At 53.3% G+C, this 18,290-nt stretch carries 16 protein-coding genes; all 16 read right to left on the reverse strand.

Annotation, left to right across the window (positions count from 1 at the left end; translation table 11 throughout):
- Positions 1–121 precede the first annotated feature (121 nt).
- Complete coding sequence (locus tag CX664_RS23000) at positions 122–2,428, reverse strand: hypothetical protein (protein WP_146000243.1); 2,307 nt, start codon at positions 2,426–2,428, stop codon at positions 122–124.
- Positions 2,429–2,546: 118 nt separating this feature from the next.
- On the reverse strand, positions 2,547–3,599 hold the full coding sequence (locus CX664_RS23005) for a hypothetical protein (RefSeq protein WP_101748987.1): 1,053 nt from the start codon (positions 3,597–3,599) through the stop codon (positions 2,547–2,549).
- Between the two features lie 18 nt (positions 3,600–3,617).
- Positions 3,618–4,499: a hypothetical protein gene (locus CX664_RS23010; protein ID WP_146000244.1), complete on the reverse strand. Its 882-nt coding sequence runs from the start codon at positions 4,497–4,499 to the stop codon at positions 3,618–3,620.
- Between the two features lie 2 nt (positions 4,500–4,501).
- Positions 4,502–6,355, reverse strand: a complete 1,854-nt coding sequence (locus CX664_RS23015) for a phage tail tip fiber protein (RefSeq protein ID WP_101748989.1) — start codon at positions 6,353–6,355, stop codon at positions 4,502–4,504.
- A 9-nt stretch (positions 6,356–6,364) separates the two neighbouring features.
- Positions 6,365–6,961, reverse strand: coding sequence for a hypothetical protein (locus tag CX664_RS23020; RefSeq protein WP_101748990.1), 597 nt, complete (start codon positions 6,959–6,961; stop codon positions 6,365–6,367).
- Between the two features lie 15 nt (positions 6,962–6,976).
- Positions 6,977–8,605, reverse strand: a complete 1,629-nt coding sequence (locus CX664_RS23025; protein ID WP_101748991.1) for a hypothetical protein — start codon at positions 8,603–8,605, stop codon at positions 6,977–6,979.
- Between the two features lie 3 nt (positions 8,606–8,608).
- Positions 8,609–10,858 (reverse strand): phage head spike fiber domain-containing protein, encoded by a 2,250-nt coding sequence (locus CX664_RS23030; protein ID WP_101748992.1) that lies wholly within the window; start codon positions 10,856–10,858, stop codon positions 8,609–8,611.
- Positions 10,859–10,873: 15 nt separating this feature from the next.
- Complete coding sequence (locus CX664_RS23035) at positions 10,874–11,227, reverse strand: hypothetical protein (RefSeq protein WP_101748993.1); 354 nt, start codon at positions 11,225–11,227, stop codon at positions 10,874–10,876.
- Positions 11,227–11,832 (reverse strand): hypothetical protein, encoded by a 606-nt coding sequence (locus CX664_RS23040; protein WP_101748994.1) that lies wholly within the window; start codon positions 11,830–11,832, stop codon positions 11,227–11,229. Before CX664_RS23040 ends, CX664_RS23035 begins: the two co-directional genes overlap by 1 nt.
- Positions 11,833–12,486 carry a phage adaptor protein gene (locus CX664_RS23045; protein ID WP_101748995.1) on the reverse strand — a complete coding sequence of 218 codons (654 nt, stop codon included), beginning with the start codon at positions 12,484–12,486 and terminating at the stop codon, positions 11,833–11,835.
- A 9-nt stretch (positions 12,487–12,495) separates the two neighbouring features.
- Complete coding sequence (locus CX664_RS23050) at positions 12,496–12,819, reverse strand: hypothetical protein (RefSeq protein WP_101748996.1); 324 nt, start codon at positions 12,817–12,819, stop codon at positions 12,496–12,498.
- Positions 12,820–12,872: 53 nt separating this feature from the next.
- Entirely contained in the window at positions 12,873–13,739 is an 867-nt protein-coding gene (locus tag CX664_RS23055; RefSeq protein WP_146000245.1) for a hypothetical protein, read from the reverse strand.
- 34 nt (positions 13,740–13,773) lie between these two features.
- On the reverse strand, positions 13,774–14,739 hold the full coding sequence (locus tag CX664_RS23060; protein WP_101748998.1) for a hypothetical protein: 966 nt from the start codon (positions 14,737–14,739) through the stop codon (positions 13,774–13,776).
- A gap of 336 nt (positions 14,740–15,075) precedes the next feature.
- Complete coding sequence (locus tag CX664_RS23065; RefSeq protein ID WP_101748999.1) at positions 15,076–17,115, reverse strand: portal protein; 2,040 nt, start codon at positions 17,113–17,115, stop codon at positions 15,076–15,078.
- 114 nt (positions 17,116–17,229) lie between these two features.
- Positions 17,230–17,814: a terminase large subunit gene (locus CX664_RS23070; protein ID WP_101749000.1), complete on the reverse strand. Its 585-nt coding sequence runs from the start codon at positions 17,812–17,814 to the stop codon at positions 17,230–17,232.
- Between the two features lie 220 nt (positions 17,815–18,034).
- Positions 18,035–18,290, reverse strand: a 256-nt coding sequence (locus CX664_RS23075) for a transposase (RefSeq protein ID WP_146000246.1), incomplete at its 5' end; no start/stop codon positions are given.

The raw sequence follows: 18,290 nt of genomic DNA on the forward strand, positions 1-18,290 counted from the left end.
CGGAACAACCGGTTCAGGCTGTTCATCCGTTCGGTGTAGCTGGCTAAATCCTGATCGGGGTTGCCGGTGTACTCTGGTGAGCCGGGATGCTGGCTGGCAGCCCGATCTATCTTCTCCACGCTCACGTGCGGCTGTCGAGATTTCCATTCTTTCCCATCACCGGTTTAATGCCAGACGGTGTTCCAGATTTTTGCTGTGCATTCAGCCGTAATCCTTCCTCTTGCTGGCGGTCTTCAATGGCTTTGACTTCCCGTTCAAAGCGGATACCTTCACCACTTTCCACCATGGCCTTCAGGTTGGCTAATGCTTCTTTCATGGATGTCGGCGTAATACCACGGCCACTTTTTCGGGCTTTCATTTCCAAACGGCGCTGGTTCTCGATCAGCTTACGAACACGACGCTTCTTGCTTTCGTCCCCGCGCTGCCAGTTAAAGGAGCGGAACAACCGGTTCAGGCTGTTCATCCGTTCGGTGTAGCTGGCTAAATCCTGATCGGGGTTGCCGGTGTACTCTGGTGAGCCGGGATGCTGGCTGGCAGCCCGATCTATCTGCTCAGCACGGCGCTGCTGGCTGTCCTGCTTTGCCATTTCAGGATCAGCATCCACAGTGCCGTAGCGATTGCCGGTAAAGTCGGAGGGAGGATAATAAGGCAGGGACTGTTGCGGCGGTTCGGCAGGTTGTGGCTTTTCCCTGGTCACCGTCCGGTTCTTCCAACGGTTGTCCTGCGGTGCCGGTTGCTGAACTTCCTGCTTAGGCATACCCACATTCCGGGTATCCATGGGCGTGTTTATGGGTGACTGACCTTCCAGCCCCACTGAGCGACCACTCCAATGGCTCGGCTGCTCCAGGTTACTGGTAGGCTCGGCAGTATCCACATGGCGTTGGCCAAATCGCACCGCTTCTGCCGGATTGCCCGGTCGGTTTCGTTGCCAGGCTGGCCGGTCATAGTCACTGACGTCCTGCGGTCCTGCATTGGGATTATCGGACACACCACCGCCAGCACCTCCGGGAGGGTTATTCGGATCGTTACGGTCTGACCAGTTATACCACTGCGGTCCACCTTCCGACTCCGGCTGTGCCCCTGCTTCCGGTTGTGGCTGTTCAGGCTCCTGTATGGTTTCTCCCAACTCCCGAAGTTGGCTTTTCAAACCGGCAATGGCCAGCGAGTTCTGGCGCAGTTGCTCCGCCAACATGGTCTGGTCGGCATGTGGTTCCTGCATCTGATCTTGCAGGGTCTGGTGCTGGCTCATCAGATCGTTGAGTTTATTCTGGAGGATACTGACTGCTTCCGGATTACGGGTACGACCGAAACCTCCCACCACACCGCCCACCGGACCACCTACAACCAGACCGGTCAGAGCCTGATCCATGGCTCTATCGGTAAGCCCAACATCCATGCCTGCCTGCTGCTGGCCATAGTTGGCTGCTACCTGTTGGCCGAAGCCTTCACCAAACTCCTGCGCACCTTCGGTAATCAATCCTTTCAGGGCGTTGGCACCACGGCTACCGGTTGCGCCCAGGGCAAGCCCTTCCATAATCGGACCAGCAATCCCCATGGACACCGCACCCACACCGGCAGCCAGAGCAAAGGCTTCTTTGGCCGCTTCTTCTGCCAGCAATGCCTTTGCCTGTTCAAAGGGCACTCGGGTCTCACCGCCACCAGCCGCAGCATAAGTCTGCTGATAGAGTTCCTGGAATCTGGGTGAGTCTTTCAGTTGATCATAACTGGCAGAAAGTATGGCGTTCTTGGCATCCTCCGCACCGGCCCCGCCGATCATCAAACCACCGGTTGCCCCATAACCAATGGCGTGGCTGGCCTTGTCGATGGCGTTGGCATAACCCTGAACCCTGCGGGCGTCAGCCAGACCTTTCACACCAGCAGCAGCACCGGTTGCCTGAAGTCCTTTTGCTCCCAGTGCTGCCAGTCCTTTACTGGCCACCCCGCCGGGGATCATAGATGGTGCCAGCGAGCCAAGACCGGAGGCAAACTGAAGACCAAAACCGGCAGCAGTGCTGCCATCGGTCAGGCCATAACCACCACCTGCCTTGCGCTCGATACCAAAGCCCTGCATCGCCTCCACACTGGAGGGCGACATATTGTCGAGCTGTTCCTCAGACTTTTCCCGAAACCAATCACTGGCAGCATTATGGCCATCACCACCCACCAGACGACTTGCGCCGGATACCAGATCAGCCGCACCAGCATAACCTCCATGCCAAAGTGCATCCCACAGGTCTCCGGCATAGTTGCTCTCCGGGTTACCACGACGACGGGTATGCTGGTCAAAAAGGGTTCTGGCTTCGCGGTGGTGTTCTACTGGAATATTGGGCGCCAGGTAATCTTTCCAGTAGCGATAGCGCAAGTGTTCTTTTTCTGCATCATCGCTTTGCTGCCAGAGTGGAGTGGAAGTGTAATCTTGCCAATTCATAGCATCATCCGTGAGCTTTTTTTGCCACGGAGGCACAGAGACACGGAGAAAAAGACTAATGCTTTTCCTCTGTGTCTCCTTGTCTCTGTGGCTAATAAGTCTTTTTAGGGAGGTTTATTTAGCGCCCGTAGGAGGGATTGAAGTTGCGCCAGGTGCCGGGGGCATTGTTGTTGCCAAAGTTGTAGCCCCGAGAACCCTGCTTCGGGGTGGCCGTGGCGGGGGTGCCCGGTGGTGGTGGATCGTCGTTTACCTGACTGCCTCCGCCGAGCATTTTTTGCAGGTAAGCCAGGTAGTCTCCCTCCGGCCCCTGCTGACGGTTATCAAACAGGCCAAAGCCCGGTGTCTGGTTAGGCTGACTGAAGCCGGTGTCTTCATAACCCGGGTTGGCGGGTCCGTACTGTTTCATCAGTTGCTGGAAATGGTGTTGTATGGCGGCGGGCATTTCCTTTTTGCGCACCCCCTCGGACTCACCGGCCAGCTCCTGCGCTGCCAGTTGTTGCGCCATGGCTTGAAGCTGTCTCATCTGTTCTTCGGGTTCTTTTACCTGCCTGCCGGGGTTGTAATGCTGCTGTTTTTGACCGGCAAAGTTATTCAGGTTGGAGAGGGAACTGAGGTAAAACTGCTTAACCGGATTACCATCGTCACCGAGCAGGCTCACCAGCGGGTCTTCATTGCGGTCGCTGTGGTTGAACCGGATGCCGGTGACATTGTTGGCACTGATGCCGGGGTGTTGGTTAATAAAGCCGATAGCATCTTCTGCATCCCGTGAGTCTTGGCCCTGATGGTACTTTTGCAGCATCCGATTCAGTTTTCCGGCATCCTGTACCAATGGATCAACCACGGTTTCTTTGCGTTCCATGGGCATCCCATAACCTGCCTGACCACTTCGCTGCTGTCCGGCCTGACCCGGCCCCATGCCATAAGGCTGACCATGGACGCCTGCGTACTCACGCTGGTTATCGTAGAAGTTCTGTCGGTCACCGGTATCAATCTGCTGTTGTCGTAATTCCTGATTCTGCCGCTGGTCAATCGCCTCACTCTGTCGCTGGCGCAGTTCATGCAGTCGGTCGTTGATCTGGCGTTGTTCTTCTGCGTAGCCGGGCATTTTGGTGGAGTGACCCAGGGAGTCAAACTTGTTCTGATAAACTTTTCCGTCTGGTCCGATATACATGATGGGACTCTCCTGTCCTTAATAGCCGTAATCAAAACTTTCCCGGTAGTTGAGTTGCCCGTTATTTTGGTAAGTCTGCAAGATCCCGTTCTGCCAACGCTGTTGCCCCTGGTTGAATGCCTGGTTCTGGGCTGCCAGTTTCATCTCGTCTGCCTTGAAGCCATAACCAATGTCGTATTGCCGGGCTGCTTCGTTTAACTGGTCGTACTTGATCTTGTTGTCGGTGAACATATCCGCTGCCAGTTTGTAGACGCTGGCGGCACTGCTGACGCCATCGGTGGCAGTCTTGGCGGTATCCAGTCCGAGTTCGGCAACATCCAGATTACGATTCCAGCTTTCTTCCCTGGCTGTATCCCGGGTCTGGTTCTGGATGGCGGAAAGCCCGGCTGCTTTATGAAGGGCATTGCTGGTACCAAAACCGGCGAATCGTGCCGAGTTGGGATTCACGCCCATCCGTCGCATATCCCGTTCGTACTCCGCCTGTTGCAGATCCGCATTGGCCTGATAATCACTGCTGGCTTCTCCCAACCGGCTCTGGAGCTGGGCATCGGATACTGTTGCATTGTCGCCCAGGTACTGGAAGTTGGTCTGGTAGTTATCGAACACATCAAACAGTTTGTCGCCGTATTCCTTCAGGGTGTCTGCGGCATCGGTGGCTGCTTCGATATTCAGTTGAGAAGTGCCGTCTTGATCATCGTAGGCATAGCGGGGGGCGATTTCGGGCATTTCTGGTTGTGTATTGTTCTTCCACGGCCAGGAGCTGGAGCCCAGAGAGAAGGTATTAAAGCTCCCCATTTGGTCCAGACTTTTCTGATAGGCACTGCCAGGCTTCAGTCCCGAACTCCCACCTCCTGAAGGTACCCCGTAACGCATGATTCCCTGTGATGTGGATATGCCCATAATTATTCTCCCGTAGCAGTCCAGTGAATGATTGAGTTGGTCAGGCTGATATCAGTTGCTCCCAGGTCGTAGCTGCTGCTGTCCCAGTAGAAGGTATTGCTGGCGGAACTGCTCTGGCCTTTGGCTTTGCGGTAGTAAACGGTGGCGGTGATGTTTGACACGGTGACGCTGGCATAGGCGGTAGGCAGATAATTTTGAGAACTGGTCATACTGGAGTAGGTGTAGCCGGTCTTGGAGATAAAGAGTTTGACCGGGCCTCTTATCGCGCCATCTTTATAAGTACTGTCTGACCAGTTGACGACAATATCCCTGCTGTCTTCAGCCCTCCAGTTGTTATAATCAACCGGCTCGTCGGTGTTACTGTAAACCCGGTATTTGGTCACTCCGCCAGACCCGTTAGGCACTTCAATGTAGGCTTCGCCCGGTACTTTACCGTTCATTATCCAGTTACCGTCGTAAGTAGTACGGGCCTTGATGGTAAATTGCACTCTGGCACTGTAATCAATCCGTGTTATCTCCCAGCCACTCAGGGCAGGGTTGCCAATGGTGATTGACTGACTGTAATCCTGGTGGTACTCCCATTTACCGGGAGGGCTTTCCAGTACTTTTGACCAGTTGCTGCCTGCTTTATTGGCCTGAGTGTAATCGTATTGCAGCACCCCGCTGGTAAACGTCCCGCTGCGATCCTGTGCCGTCAGCACCACGGCAATATCATACGTCCCCTGACTCAGGCTTTTGCTCACCTGCAAGCCGTGGGTATTGAACTGACTTATATTCACTGAGGTGGAGCCGCCACTGGTCCAGCTGCCACCGACTGGCCGATATTCCAGTGCCAGTGTCACCTTGCGGTTCTGGTAACTGTTACCGCTGCCAGTATGGCGCCTGCTGGCAGCACGGTTATTGACGGTGACTTTCTTCAGGCTTTTTACACCAGTCACTTCCCACCGCTGGCTGTTATTGCCGCCGACATAGGTCAGGCCGTGAGTCTCGGTCTTGCCGCCATCAGCCAGTACTAAACGACAGTAAGGCGTAAATACCCAGGCTCCTTCAATATCCGGGTGTGGCAGTACCGGACTGTGTTCCAGTTCAAGCCGTTGGGACTGACTGGGATAACTGGCGTTGTAGATGGATATGTCACGGGGAGCCAGATGGATTACCGGCTGGCTTTTGAAGTAAGCCGGAATGGTGACCTGTTGGCCACTGGTGGCAGAACCGCTTTCATTCCGGCGCACCTCCTTGTAGCGAACATGACCTGCTGATGTCGTGTAAACAAACGACTCGATCCGGCCTTCCTTGATGACCAGGTAATCATTGGTGGCGATGCCACCAGCACCGGTAATGATGATCTGTCCATAGCCATCGCTGGCGGTACTCATCTCAATGGATCCCTGCCCAACTGTAAGTGCGGTGCCGTTTTGCAACTCCCCGGACTGAAGCTGGCTGATGCTGAGCTGGCCGTTAATCATCACATCCGCATCCAGCATGATTTTGTAGTCGGGGTTCGATTCAGTACCGATATTGATAATGCTCATGGGATGCACCAGCCCGTTGGGGGTGGTAAAGAAAAAGTTCTCGGCGGCAAAAGCAATCTCGGAAAAGGTTTCTCCGTCGTCTGCCTGACCTGATGCCACGCCAATTCCGGCTACGGTAATCTGCCCGTTGCTTTCCTGTCGCACCTTCAAAGTGTATTCAGCTTTGAGACCATCTGTGACGGTCTGCTGGGTGGTTATGCTGGTGGTGTTCTGACCTACGGTGCTGGTCAGGTTGGTCAGTTGAGTGGCCTGGGTAGCGGTGGCCTGTTCCAGCGTTGTAATCTTGCTGTTTTGCTCTACATCGCTGTTTTCCAGTGTGGTAATAGCCTGCGCCTAGTTATCGGCATAACTGGCCCAGTCCGGGGTAAACCAGCTTTTATCAATTACACCTTTAACCTGTGCCTGAATCTGTTCAGTACCGGCCTGACCTGCAGCACTAATACCGTTAAACAGGTTATAGCCCCCGACCTTGCCTATGTCGTTGACGTGGCGTATCCAGTAGTAATAGGTGGTGGTGTTGCCGGTAACATCGGTGTAGCGGCTGCCATTGGCTTCATGAACCAGCGATGCCTGTTCACGGTCGTCTACCTGTGTTCGCCATACTTCTGTATGGTTGTGGCCTTTATAACTGGCTGGCTGCCATTGCAGGATAATGGCTCCCATAATACCGGCGGCTGATAGCGCCTCCGGTGTCGTAGGGTTATCCGGTAGCTCCAGCGGATTGACCGGTTCCAGGGTATCGGTAATAGAACTAACGGAAGTGGCTGGCATGCTGAGGCGCTGTCCTTTTTCCTTCGCCAACCCCAGCTCGGCCAAATCGCTGTGCAGAACCGCTTTATCTCCAGCGTTGCCACTGCGGCCAGCCAGCCGGTTCAAAAACTCACGCACATAGCGGTCTACCGTTGCAGGCAGTGCGGGGAATTTAGCCATAAAGGGAATCTGTCCTTAGAGTTCAGCCATGGAGCTGGCGACAATTAGGGCGGTAACGGTATCGGTGCCTGCCAGCTCAAACTGCCATCGGCTGCCACGGCCTGCGGGAAGTCGGAAACCCCGGTCAGAAGTGACCGGCAGTTCCAGTATTGGTTGTTCATCACGGAATATCCGGAATATCAGGTCGGTGTAGCTGTCGGCCATAATTCGTGCCGAGGTAAAGGCGGCAGGTTTTCCCTGGAATACTTTGCTGCGCCAGCGGTAGGCCATCAGCTCTGTGCCTTTGTCCCACGCCTTGATGGTGTTGCCAATGGCCAGATAGAGGCTGTCATCCTGCAGATCACGGAAACAGGCATCGGCATAAGTGCCCAGCTCGGTGAAGGTTCCACTATCCGGACTGAATATAAATCCACCGCCGTTTGATGAATCACCATAAAAACCAAAATAACGACCGTCGTGAAAACAGGCATGGATGGTGTCTGGCTGGAAGCGTTCCCGCCAGTCTTCCGGGTTGATGATATTGCGGGTCATCAGGTCAGCCCGGCCACCAGCGATCCGGACCAGGCCATCGGGGGATGCATACAATGCCATATCGCCCATATCCACCATACTGCGTTTGCTGATACAGGCATGGGCACTATCAAGCCGTTCCAGGGTCATTGCACTGGGCTCGGTGCCAAAGGCCACATAGGGATAGCCGTCTGTGGTAATGATGCCACTGTTGGCGGCAACAGCCAGTGACTGGATTTCATACTCAACGGTCAACCGGTAGGCCAGTGGCCAGGCATATAAATGGTAAGGCTCACTGAACATCAGATCCTTGCCTGAGAATCCCACGGCTACACCACCGGGCAATACCACCATCCCTTGCAGGTTATGGGGAGGCGCCACCCAGCCGATGGTTTCCAGAATATCGCCCCGTTTATCCATTGGGGTTTCATCCATGACACTGGTCACACCAACCGGGATATCAGTGGCCACGGTTCCGCTGTTATTAATCTGAGTACAAAGTTGGTACACACCCACTTGCGTACTCGTGTAGACCCTGAAGTGAGTAATATTCATGTCAACCGAACCCGGGCCAGATGCTACTGTCAGGTTGACAGTTTCACCGGGCAGCACGCTGATCTCACCGGAAGGTAATGATGGTGGTCCTTCACGACCATTTTCGTCTATCCAGGTGTAAGTATAAAAGCGTGTTTCGGCATCCACTTCCTGTGCATCATCCAGCGGTGTGCCACTGAGGCTGACCACGGGAGCCACATCCGGCTCAGGCATCCCTAACTGATGATCATTCACTGGATAGTCACTGCCGCCACTTAATGCCAAGCCGTTATCGGTGTAGCGTGGTCCTTTCAAAGTACCGGTGTAGTACACCCGGTTATTGGGATCGTCAGCTACCGGAGAGCGGATCACGTCCACATCTTCCGTCCAGTCGAACCAGTAGCGGTTACCTTCGTTTCGATACAGGTAAATTGACTGCGGAGTCTCCGCCAGAAACTGTTCATCCTGTGGCGTACGGTAGGCTCTCAGACTGCCATTGGTTAAACGACAATCCACCGCCGCTTCTGCCTGAGTATCTTCCAGCAGGTGGCTGTCCAGCCAGGGGACTTCTCCGGTAAAGGAAGTGATGTCGATTTTCATGGCTTACCCCAGCACACTGATCTGCTCAGGGGTTAACGCCCGATGCCAGATTTTAAAATCCCGGATATGTCCATACATGCACTGGTCGCCACCGTGTCCGAGAGAAACCTCTTCCGAAATATAGAGTCGGGTCAAATTTTCCTGGTTACCCGAACCTGTCAGCTGGCCATCAAGGTAGACCACCAATTTTTGCTCTTCTCCAGATGTAATCAACCGGTGCATCTCCGTATCGGTAATGATCGGCATCACCAGATCAATTCCCTGACGAACACGCATACCACCATAGGCATCTGAACTGGGCCAGACCACAAGCGCCCAACCATTGGTTCCCGAATCAATATTGTGGCCGTAGCAAAAGATCATATAACCCGTTTTACCGGGTACATCGCCTAAACGATTAAAATCTATGCTCCAGCTCATGGGGACTCTTGAGCTTTCCACCAGGTTGCAGGCTCGCTGGAAACGCAGATAATCGGGAGACCGGGTAGCCGTGCTGCCAATGGTTGGAATATAGGAGGTAGCAAAAGGCAGTGGTTCCAACTGGGCTCCATAAATAAAAATGGTGCCGGGTACACCGTCGTTTTTACGGATCTGGAAGCCGTGAATATTGTGATTGCCATCACCAGGATCAACAGAACTGACCTGGTAGCGCTGCCACCGGGTGGTGAGAATAAAGGTATCTCCCTGTTGCCCCACCGATGCCTGATTTTTAAAATCAATCTTGATTTGCTCACCACCCACACTGCCTTTCATCCAGATAGAAGCGGTATGGGCTTTGGTCTGGTCGGCACTGCCTAAATTGTACGTCAGCAGCCATGCGCTATTGCCAACAAAGTCTAATTGGGATGCAGAACCTTCAATGCCATCGGGACCGGTTTCGGCATTGTCCGTAATCACGGTGGTCGAGCTATCGGGGTACTTTACCCAGTGAGATGCGAAATGATTACTACGGGGGACAATATTGGTGCTGCTACCCTCGACCAAAATCCCTTCTTGTTCAAAGGCAGGCTCATTGATTTCTGCTTTAGTCAGCACTCCGGATTTATTGGTATACCACTTGATGCTATCCCGACTGAACGACGCTGAGCGGGTAGGCAGATTGACCAGCTGGCTGCCATCCTGCTCCGTTGAAATATCCAGTTGATCGGCAGGGCCGAATCCTTCACGAATATACAGGTCTGAAACCAGGGGAAGATGAAAATCCGGCGCGGGCACCGCTGAGGCGATCAGGGCATCACGGACGGTTTCCAGTTCAGCAATCTGGTCTGCGCGATTAGCGGCAGCATCGGCCCTGTCAGCATGGCTTTCTGCAAGGGCGTTTTTTTCGGATGAGCGCGCGGCTTCATTTTTGGAACGGTCCGCTTCGGTGTTGGCCCGGTCAGCCTGGTCAGTAGCATCGGTAATGGCCTGATTCACATCACCAAAACGACCGGCGAAGTCTTCAACATAATTCCGATGGGTTTGAGCAAGGTTGGCTTCATTGAGTGAACGATCCGCCTCGCTGCTGGATCGAGCGGTTTGGGTATCGCCTTCTGCAATGACCCGACTGATCTGGTTGTTGCCTTCAGTCTGAACCCTCAGTACCTGACCATCGCCTTCAGCTTTTACACGGTCAGATTGTTCAGTACCTTTGTCGGCGATAAGCGTCTGCTGGTTGGTGCTCTCGGTGCTAACCAGGTTTCGCTGGTTGATACCTTCCTGGACAACGTCATCCCGTTCGGTATCTCCAGCATCAATCACCCGCTGTTCCTGGCTTTCTCCGGTAGCGATAACTCTGGTATTTTGCTGGTCGCTTTCATCAGTGAGTGCTTGCAGGGCATTTGTGACGGTAGTGTTGAATACAGTGACGGTATTACCAACGTCTACCTTATCACTGGCAACCTGCGCTTTATCTTCTGCCACCGTCGCTGCTGTGTTCAGCACGGTATTGTGTTTGACGGTGATATCTGACTGTCGACTGGTCACATCGTTCTGGCGATTGATGATATCAGTCTGTCGGTCTTCCACATCTTGCCGGTTGCTAGATACCTCTGACCGATCCGCTTCCACCTCCCCATGTTTAACGACGATATCTGTATGGCGGGTCGCAACATCACTCTGGTCGTTGTCCACATCAGACTGCATGTTTTCAATATCAGCCTTCATCTGCTCAATGGCTATCTTGTCTTCCGCTACGGCCTGCCGTTGAGCCACAATCAGATCGGCCTCACCGATCAGGGATACCTTGATATCCGCCAGTTTCGGGTCTGACATATCCTTGTCCTGTTTTTAGCGAATGGAGTGTGTGACGCCGGAGGTGAGGGTTATGGTACCCATCATAAAGGTTCTGACACCGGTACCGTCCGGAGTGGAAAGCTGGATATCGTATTCGTAGCGATAGGGTGTCAGTTCATTGGTATCCATCGGTGTGACAATAACCATTGCCTCAGTACCGGCAACGGTCTGTCGCTTTTGCAACACCGCTTCACTGTCAGGCTGCATCCGGTGAAATTTCAGGGTGAAAATTAATGTCCAGCCCGACAGGTCCGCTGGCTGGTCACTAACATCAGTAAACGCGACCGGAATAGTGAAGCTGTCGCCCCGAAGGATAGGTGGAAGATCTGTGGATGTGGGCAATGGCATCAGACAAATCTCCTGCGGGTCACCGACTGTTCACCACCACTGGCACCCACCAGTCCACGAATGCGCTTTTTATTCAGCTCCCGTTCGTACTTTTGCCGGTTCACTTCTGACAGTTGTGGATTGGTCCAGGGCTCGTCAGGCATCATTTGCAGATCAGCCAGTACGCCCCAGCAGGCAAACTCCAGGGTCAGCTGGCCCAGATCATCCGGCACTTCCACGGCATCAAAGGCAGGCATCAATGTCAGTTCAATGTCGTGCATCTCATTCTTATCCGGGATCGGTGCGACGGTCAGTGTCGTTGTCTCAAAGTGCCGGTAGTAGTATGGAGTTCCAGTGGAAATGTATGGTGGCAGCAGGTCACGGCTTTCCAGCCGGGTACCGTCCTCCCGCTGGATGTTCTGCACCGTGGCAATCTCGGTTCCCGTGGGTGCGGTCAGCGAATATTGCTTTATATCCTTGACCATAAACAGCTTGTCATTGTGCCGCCACAGGTTCGCCCGGTGGCAAATATCCCGCAGGGTGATGATCAGATAGTTTTTGATGACCCGATCCGGACAGCCCTTGGCATAAGGCCTGATTCGGGAAAGATAGGCGTCCAGTTCCATTTATCCCTCCACCTTGCCCTGAAGCATCTGACGGAACATTTGATCCACGTTCCACTTCAGCCCCAGGTCATTGGCAAACATGGCCAGGTAACTCTGGGCCTGCTGCATATTGGCTTCTGTTTCCATATCCATGCTGAAAGCCCTGAACAACATGTAGTTGATCACAGGATTCAGCCACAGCTCATTAAGACTGAGTAGCTGAGTATCCGTTTCAAAATCGGTAATGGTTATTCGTGCAGGTGCCTGACTGACCAACAGGTTTAGCTGATGATTCGCTGGTGGTACCGGATATACATAGAAGACAGCGGGGCTTTTTTGATCGTAGACGAATTGCTCCACTTCCGTGCCTGTGGCCGTGATCCAGTTGGGCAACAGGCTATCCAGGCTACTGCGGGTAGTCGCAATCACCGTTCTGCCAGTGCCCGGGTTATCCACAATATCCAGCAGTCGGTAGGTGCCAGGCGGCAGCGACTGAACTGCCTGTTCCTGACAGGTAAAAGCTAGTAACTGCGAGTTCACGTCAGGCCGGTTCTGCACCACTGCCAGCAGTGCTTCGTTATAGGCATCCAGCAGATCGTTATTGCTCCACCTGGGAACGGTGGTATTGTCCTGAAGCAGGTTGCGAACCCGCTGGATAATGCTGATGACCTTCATGGCAGATCCCTACAACCGATTGCCTTGCTGATCACAAAACTCCAGATCCACCCCGATTCGTTTAGCCAGCCGTGGATTGTAATGAAAAACGCTGTTGTTATTTTTGTTCAGTACAAACCGCAGCTCTTTATTACTGGCTGCTGGCCTGAATTGATCTTCCGCTTCCTGCAGCCCATCCTGCTTTGCGGGTGGCTCACCGCCGTTCATTAATTGACGTACTTCGTCTTTTAGTTGATCCAGCTTGTTCCGCTTATCCAGCTCTACGTTAAACATCTGCCGGGCAAAGGCTTCCAGTTCATCTTTGCTACGGCAGGTTTCCAGATCAAAAGCCATGGTTAAGTATCCTTATCATATAAAGAGCCCGACTCAGGTCGGGCTATGGGAAGTTAAGACCGCTTGGCCGCCAGCAGCACACCAGCGTCGGGCTTCAGCACTTTGTAGCCATACACCTGCAGGCCTCGATGCCCCATGCCGAAGTGCTTTTCCAACGTCAGACTTTCATGCTTGATAAACTGGGAAGCAAATCCGGCGAAGTCTTTCACACCTGCCAGGCACTGGGTAACACCGGCTGCGTTGGCCAGATTGTTGCTGCAGTAAAGTGTGAAGCGATCAATGATCCCAAGGCGACCATTACGCATGATGGAAGTACCATCACCAGCCAGAGAAGCATCCTTCAGCTCGGACTTCTTGATCATGCCGCAGACCCAGGGTGGCAACACCAGCCAACGGCCAGACTCGGGGATGTTTTTCTCATCCAGCAGCGTGCCCATATCGACGATGTAATCCAGCACGTTGGACTTATCCACAACCAAACCGGTACCGCCGCCGTCGATCTTGTTATCCACATGCACATCGGTGTAGATATTCCCCAGCACATCGCCGTCTACCGCGATCTTCATGTTCTCTGCAGCATCGGCAGAGGACTCGTTGATCAGCTCGATATTGGCCTGGGCGCTCTGGATGTAGTCATCCACAAAGGCGTAATACTTGGTTTTGTCGATGGGCAGTTCCACCTTGGGTGGTTCCAGATCCTGATACTCAACCCCGGTGGCACGATCATAATCGTCCACATTGATATCCGGACGGGTACGGATCACTACCTTGGAACCTTCCGACTGGATCTCACCTTCCCAGTTGGTGTTGCAGATAGCAGACAACACAGTTCGTTTATAGAATTTGGCGTTGAGCTTTTTGGAATAGATAACGGACAGGGCATTCGCCATAGCGCCCGTTGGAAACGTAGATGTTGCCATGATTCAGGTCCTTTGAATCTCTTTCGAGACTTCGTTAGAGCCGTCCTCCCTGCTTTATCCACTGAGCCAGAATCTCATCGAGTTTTTCTTCATTGTCGTTAAACTCTTTCTGCGGCATGGCCGCAATCTGGTCCAGTGTCATGGCAGGTTGACGACCTTGTGTGGTCGGTTTTGAACGGGACCGCACCGGCGGTTCGCTCATCTGTTTTGCCTGCTGCATTTTTTGCGCTGGGTTGGGCTTGGGAGCATTAAGACCGGCTGACTCCTTGTAGAGTGTCATCACCTGGGCAGCTCCCAGGGGGCTTACGCGGCTTAACTCCTGCACGTCAGCTCCTTGTCTGGCAAACCAGCCCTTAAAGTCTTCACTGGCGGAAATCTGCTCCACATCCGGATGAAGGCTTCGCACTTTTTCCCAAAATGCCTGTCGGGCCTGCTCGGCCTCCTGCTCTTTACGAGCCTGCTCAATAGCGGCCAGCCGTTGCTCCAGTTTCTGGTTCAGCTGCTCCGACTCATCCAGTTTGTTGAACACCGGGTCCAGCTCCTGGTAATCCTTGCGGAGTTCCTGAAACTTATCCAACGACGATGGTTTGCTGTTAGACGACGGTGCACCTTGCTGGCTGATGCTCTGCTGACTAAGCAGATCGACTTTGGCCTGCAGCATGGTCATCTGTCGTTGAAGGTCGCTATTGCTGCGCTCCAGATCGGCCGCCTTCTGCGTAGCCTGGGTCATCAGGGCATGGGCATTCTTGCGGGACTCTTCCGCTTTGGTGTACTTGTCCTGCCAGTCTTCACCGCTGTCTTCACAAGATGTGGGGGCAGGCGGCTCTGACTCTTCGTCAGCAGCTTCCGGCTCCGGTGCAGGTGGCGGGGGTAACTCATCAGCGGGCGGATTCTGGTCGGTGGGCTTGTCCTGCTCGTCAGGGGCTTCCGGTACCATTCCCATTAATGCTGCCAGTTCAGCATCCGTTTCCTGATCCAGCTTTTCGGCATCAACTGCCATCTTCACTCTCTCTGTGGGGCGCTATGGCTTGTCCACAATATGGATTGACCTTCGGATCGTGGGGCTCCGTCGCTTGTCCACTTTCTTCAAGCATTCACCAGTAAACGCTCCATGCGTTCCTGGCATTCTGTCCATCTCTGGACATTCCCCGAAAATTGCTCCTCGGCAACTGCTCCTGCGTTGCTCTATCTCCTGCATCCATGCAGTCGTGCATTTTCGGGATACCGCCCATCCTTGGGCATAAAAAAACCGCCGAAGCGGATTAGTTTTTACTGCTGTTTCAAATACGTCGCTGCCCTGAGCTGCAAGGCGATAATGTCATCCAACTCCTGCACTCTACCCTGCAGGATGCGCAAGTTGGTTGAATCCTGGCACGTTGTCAGCTTCTCCAGCAGTAACTTGCGCCTGCGCATCAGGTGTTCCTCTACCTCTTCGTACTCCGGACGATTGCTCATCGTCAGAACGGCTTCCGCCTCCTGCGGCTTCAGGTGCATTGGATTGGGCATAGAGTTCTTCCTCTGGTCTCAGGGCTTTATCTGGATCAATATCCAGGGCTTTCAGGTATTCGTTATACAGATAGCGGTGATCGGTCATGGGACCCAACACCGGATTCATGCTGACGTTCAGGGCATTCATCATCCGTTCCGATTGCAGCTCTTTAGCCACCAGTGCGGTACTGCCCATGGCCACCACATCCAGATCGCCCCGCTTGGCATCTTCACTGTCACTCCAACGCATGGCGAAATTGAACAGGCTGTCAATCAGGGGAACAGTTGCGTAGTCGTCTATATTTTTCACCACGCTTTTCAAGGCCACATTGGCGGCTGTCATCAGCATACTCATACCGCTGGCGGTTTTGTTCAGGCTCTGGGTCTGTTCACCGTGGGTGTAACTGGGCAGTGAGGTTTCTTCATCCGCAAATCGCCGGAACATTTCAAAGATACCGGACAGGTCACCCTGGTTACTTTGGATGTTAATGGCATCAATCATCGGGCCTTCCCCAGCCTCACCATCGTAGAACCAGAGTCGGTAGGGGTAGATCTTCTTGGCGTCTTCCAGTGAAACACCTTCCGGCAGTTTGCTCACATCCATCTGGAACATGGGGCCTGCTGTCAGCGCAGCATTGTCCAGCAAGGCTCTGCCGGTGGAGTTCATTACATCCTGGCTGTCGTTCATCATGTAGGGGATGCCGATTCCCCAGAAACGATGAAGCACACTCTCGTAGGGCACAAATTTATAGGGGATAGCTTCCGGCTTCAGCGGGTTGAGCCTGGCCATAATCATCCGGCCATCGCAGATCCAGATATTGGCCTGGTATTCCGACTGCTCATCAATATCCGTGACGCCGTATTCCATCAGCTGGTGGCCATCGACTGGCCCCCAATACTCCAGCACATCGTAACGATGGGGCGTAACGTACTGCTCATCGTTATTGTTGATATTTCGCAGTTCCCGCTCGTAATCTTCAGGCACATGATTGCCCTGTGGGCATTCCATCAGAATTGTGTGAACTGTGTCGTATTCAAAACCGGGGCTTCCTGCCAACTCTCGCAGCTCATGTTTGGTCAATACATGGCGACGGAACAGATCATTGGGCTTTCCGGGGTCATGAGAGTAAGGATCGGGGAACATATCAAAAACACTGGCCCACTCAATGTCAGGCTCGATGCTCTGCTGCTCGGTCAGCTTCCATTCGTCGCCTTCGCTTTCCCACTTCTCATGGTTACGGATATTGAGAGTGGCCACCTTGATACAGCCTGTGCCCAGTGTTACCTGCTCCCGCACCATCTTTTTTATTTCAGTTAAACCGTTGGCGTTGATCAGGTAGTCCTTAATCAGCCGCTTCATTTTCATGGCGGCAGTGTTGGCTTTTTCCATCGCTTCGGCTAACAGTGTTCGCTCCATTTCATCATTGCGCTCCTGAATCAGCTGGTTTCTGGTTCTTGGATCCAGCTGATAAGGCAGCAGTTCCTGGATAGCCATCATCCGGATCTGTCGTTTGATAGAAGCGGGGATATCTGACATGGGACTGGGGACTATATCCCAGAATGAATCGACATTTTGAAACAACAGATCAATTAGCCGGGAGTAGGCAGCATTCACTTTGGTGGCGGTGATTTTGATAAATACACGGCTCAAGGCCTGCTGCTCTTCCATCACCTTTTCCTGCTCCGGACCGTATTCACCTTTTACCGCACGCAAGGCATCCAGCCATTCATCTTCCACTTCACGACGAGATTCCCGGTACCCCTGCCAGCGGCTGTACAGGTCAGAAGCAAAGGCATCTTTCACCGCCTGTTCTTTACCCTGGGCTTCCGCTATTTCCGCCTGAGTGACCTCGTCCGGGGTGGCGAGCTGAATCAGTCCGTATTCCATGCCAGTCCTATTTCCTTTTGCCGCTGCGCCGACGCCACTCAAGCTGGTGACCAGCCATAATGGCTGGCCAGTTCCCAACCATCTGCTGAGTAAAAATTATGATTGTCCTTTCCATCAGTACGCTGATTTCCCCGGGGAGCGATACTGCAGCTCGTTGATATTGATCTTCCGTCTTGGCAGCTTCAGTACCATTTGCTGAGCTATCGAGTAACTGATCACCTGATCATCAAAGCAACCTTCCTGAGCGTTAGTGGCTCCGTTGTCTTCAATGACGTAGGTTTGGCATTCCTTCACGGTGTCGAGATTGCAGATCCCTGCGTCGGCATCCCGGAGAAGTGCTGCCAGATGGTCAATCATTAAGGGTTTTGATTTGGTGGTGGTCAGCCATCCCAAACGTTTGGTGCGCTTTTGGGTGCGCTGATCCACCGTGGTTTCCATGTAGAGATTGGGATATTTCAGGTCTTTCAGTTTGGTGATGGTGGTCAAGCCGTGGTTATTTCTTTCCACTCCGAGCAGGGCATTGTTGTAGTAACGCCCGAGATGGTTAAGCATCTTGCCCAGGTCATCCGGTGCCACATGGCCAGACCAGTGGGCCACTTGGTATCCGGAACGGTCCAACACGTCGATGGATGAATAATCGCCGTGCTTGTGTTTGTCATTGATCGGAGCTAATCCCTCAGCAACATCGCAGCCAATCACGTATTGCTGGGCTCCATCTGGTGGGTACCATATTTTCAGTAGCCCTTTTTTCTGCCTGTTCAGTCCATTGGGTGTTAGCTCGCATTGCCACTTGGGTGAGTAGCACTCATGTCTGGCGGCTTCGGTGTGTTTTGGATCAAAGACAGGCCGCCCGGAAAACAGAAAAGCTTCCTGGATATTGCAGGGATATTCCTGCTTAAATTTATGGCTCTTCGCCGTTTCATATGGATTTCAGGATGTCTGCCACAGGGCTGGCGATCAGGTAAATCATCGTTATGAACGTGCCTGTGTTCCGGTAACCTTTAGCCCTTGCTCTGGCCGCTTGGAACAAGCTGTTCAACCCTTCCATACGGGCATTGGTATAGGTTGAATACCAGCGCTGCAGAATCTTGTCGGCATGTCGTTCCACCGTTTCCAGTGCTTTGCGCACGGGCTCCAGTATCTCAATCTCACCCAGCCGTTTCCGGGCGTAATTG

The sequence above is a fragment of the Endozoicomonas acroporae genome (assembly GCF_002864045.1).
Taxonomy (GTDB): domain Bacteria; phylum Pseudomonadota; class Gammaproteobacteria; order Pseudomonadales; family Endozoicomonadaceae; genus Endozoicomonas; species Endozoicomonas acroporae.

Excerpts from the sequence above, each read along its gene's own strand:
- CX664_RS23000 (WP_146000243.1), bottom strand. The coding sequence starts at position 2,428 with ATGAATTGGCAAGATTACACTTCCACTCCACTCTGGCAGCAAAGCGAT.
- CX664_RS23005 (WP_101748987.1), bottom strand. The coding sequence starts at position 3,599 with ATGTATATCGGACCAGACGGAAAAGTTTATCAGAACAAGTTTGACTCC.
- CX664_RS23010 (WP_146000244.1), bottom strand. The coding sequence starts at position 4,499 with ATGGGCATATCCACATCACAGGGAATCATGCGTTACGGGGTACCTTCA.
- CX664_RS23020 (WP_101748990.1), bottom strand. The coding sequence starts at position 6,961 with ATGGCTAAATTCCCCGCACTGCCTGCAACGGTAGACCGCTATGTGCGT.
- CX664_RS23025 (WP_101748991.1), bottom strand. The coding sequence starts at position 8,605 with ATGAAAATCGACATCACTTCCTTTACCGGAGAAGTCCCCTGGCTGGAC.
- CX664_RS23030 (WP_101748992.1), bottom strand. The coding sequence starts at position 10,858 with ATGTCAGACCCGAAACTGGCGGATATCAAGGTATCCCTGATCGGTGAG.
- CX664_RS23035 (WP_101748993.1), bottom strand. The coding sequence starts at position 11,227 with ATGCCATTGCCCACATCCACAGATCTTCCACCTATCCTTCGGGGCGAC.
- CX664_RS23040 (WP_101748994.1), bottom strand. The coding sequence starts at position 11,832 with ATGGAACTGGACGCCTATCTTTCCCGAATCAGGCCTTATGCCAAGGGC.
- CX664_RS23045 (WP_101748995.1), bottom strand. The coding sequence starts at position 12,486 with ATGAAGGTCATCAGCATTATCCAGCGGGTTCGCAACCTGCTTCAGGAC.
- CX664_RS23050 (WP_101748996.1), bottom strand. The coding sequence starts at position 12,819 with ATGGCTTTTGATCTGGAAACCTGCCGTAGCAAAGATGAACTGGAAGCC.
- CX664_RS23055 (WP_146000245.1), bottom strand. The coding sequence starts at position 13,739 with ATGGCAACATCTACGTTTCCAACGGGCGCTATGGCGAATGCCCTGTCC.
- CX664_RS23060 (WP_101748998.1), bottom strand. The coding sequence starts at position 14,739 with ATGGCAGTTGATGCCGAAAAGCTGGATCAGGAAACGGATGCTGAACTG.
- CX664_RS23065 (WP_101748999.1), bottom strand. The coding sequence starts at position 17,115 with ATGGAATACGGACTGATTCAGCTCGCCACCCCGGACGAGGTCACTCAG.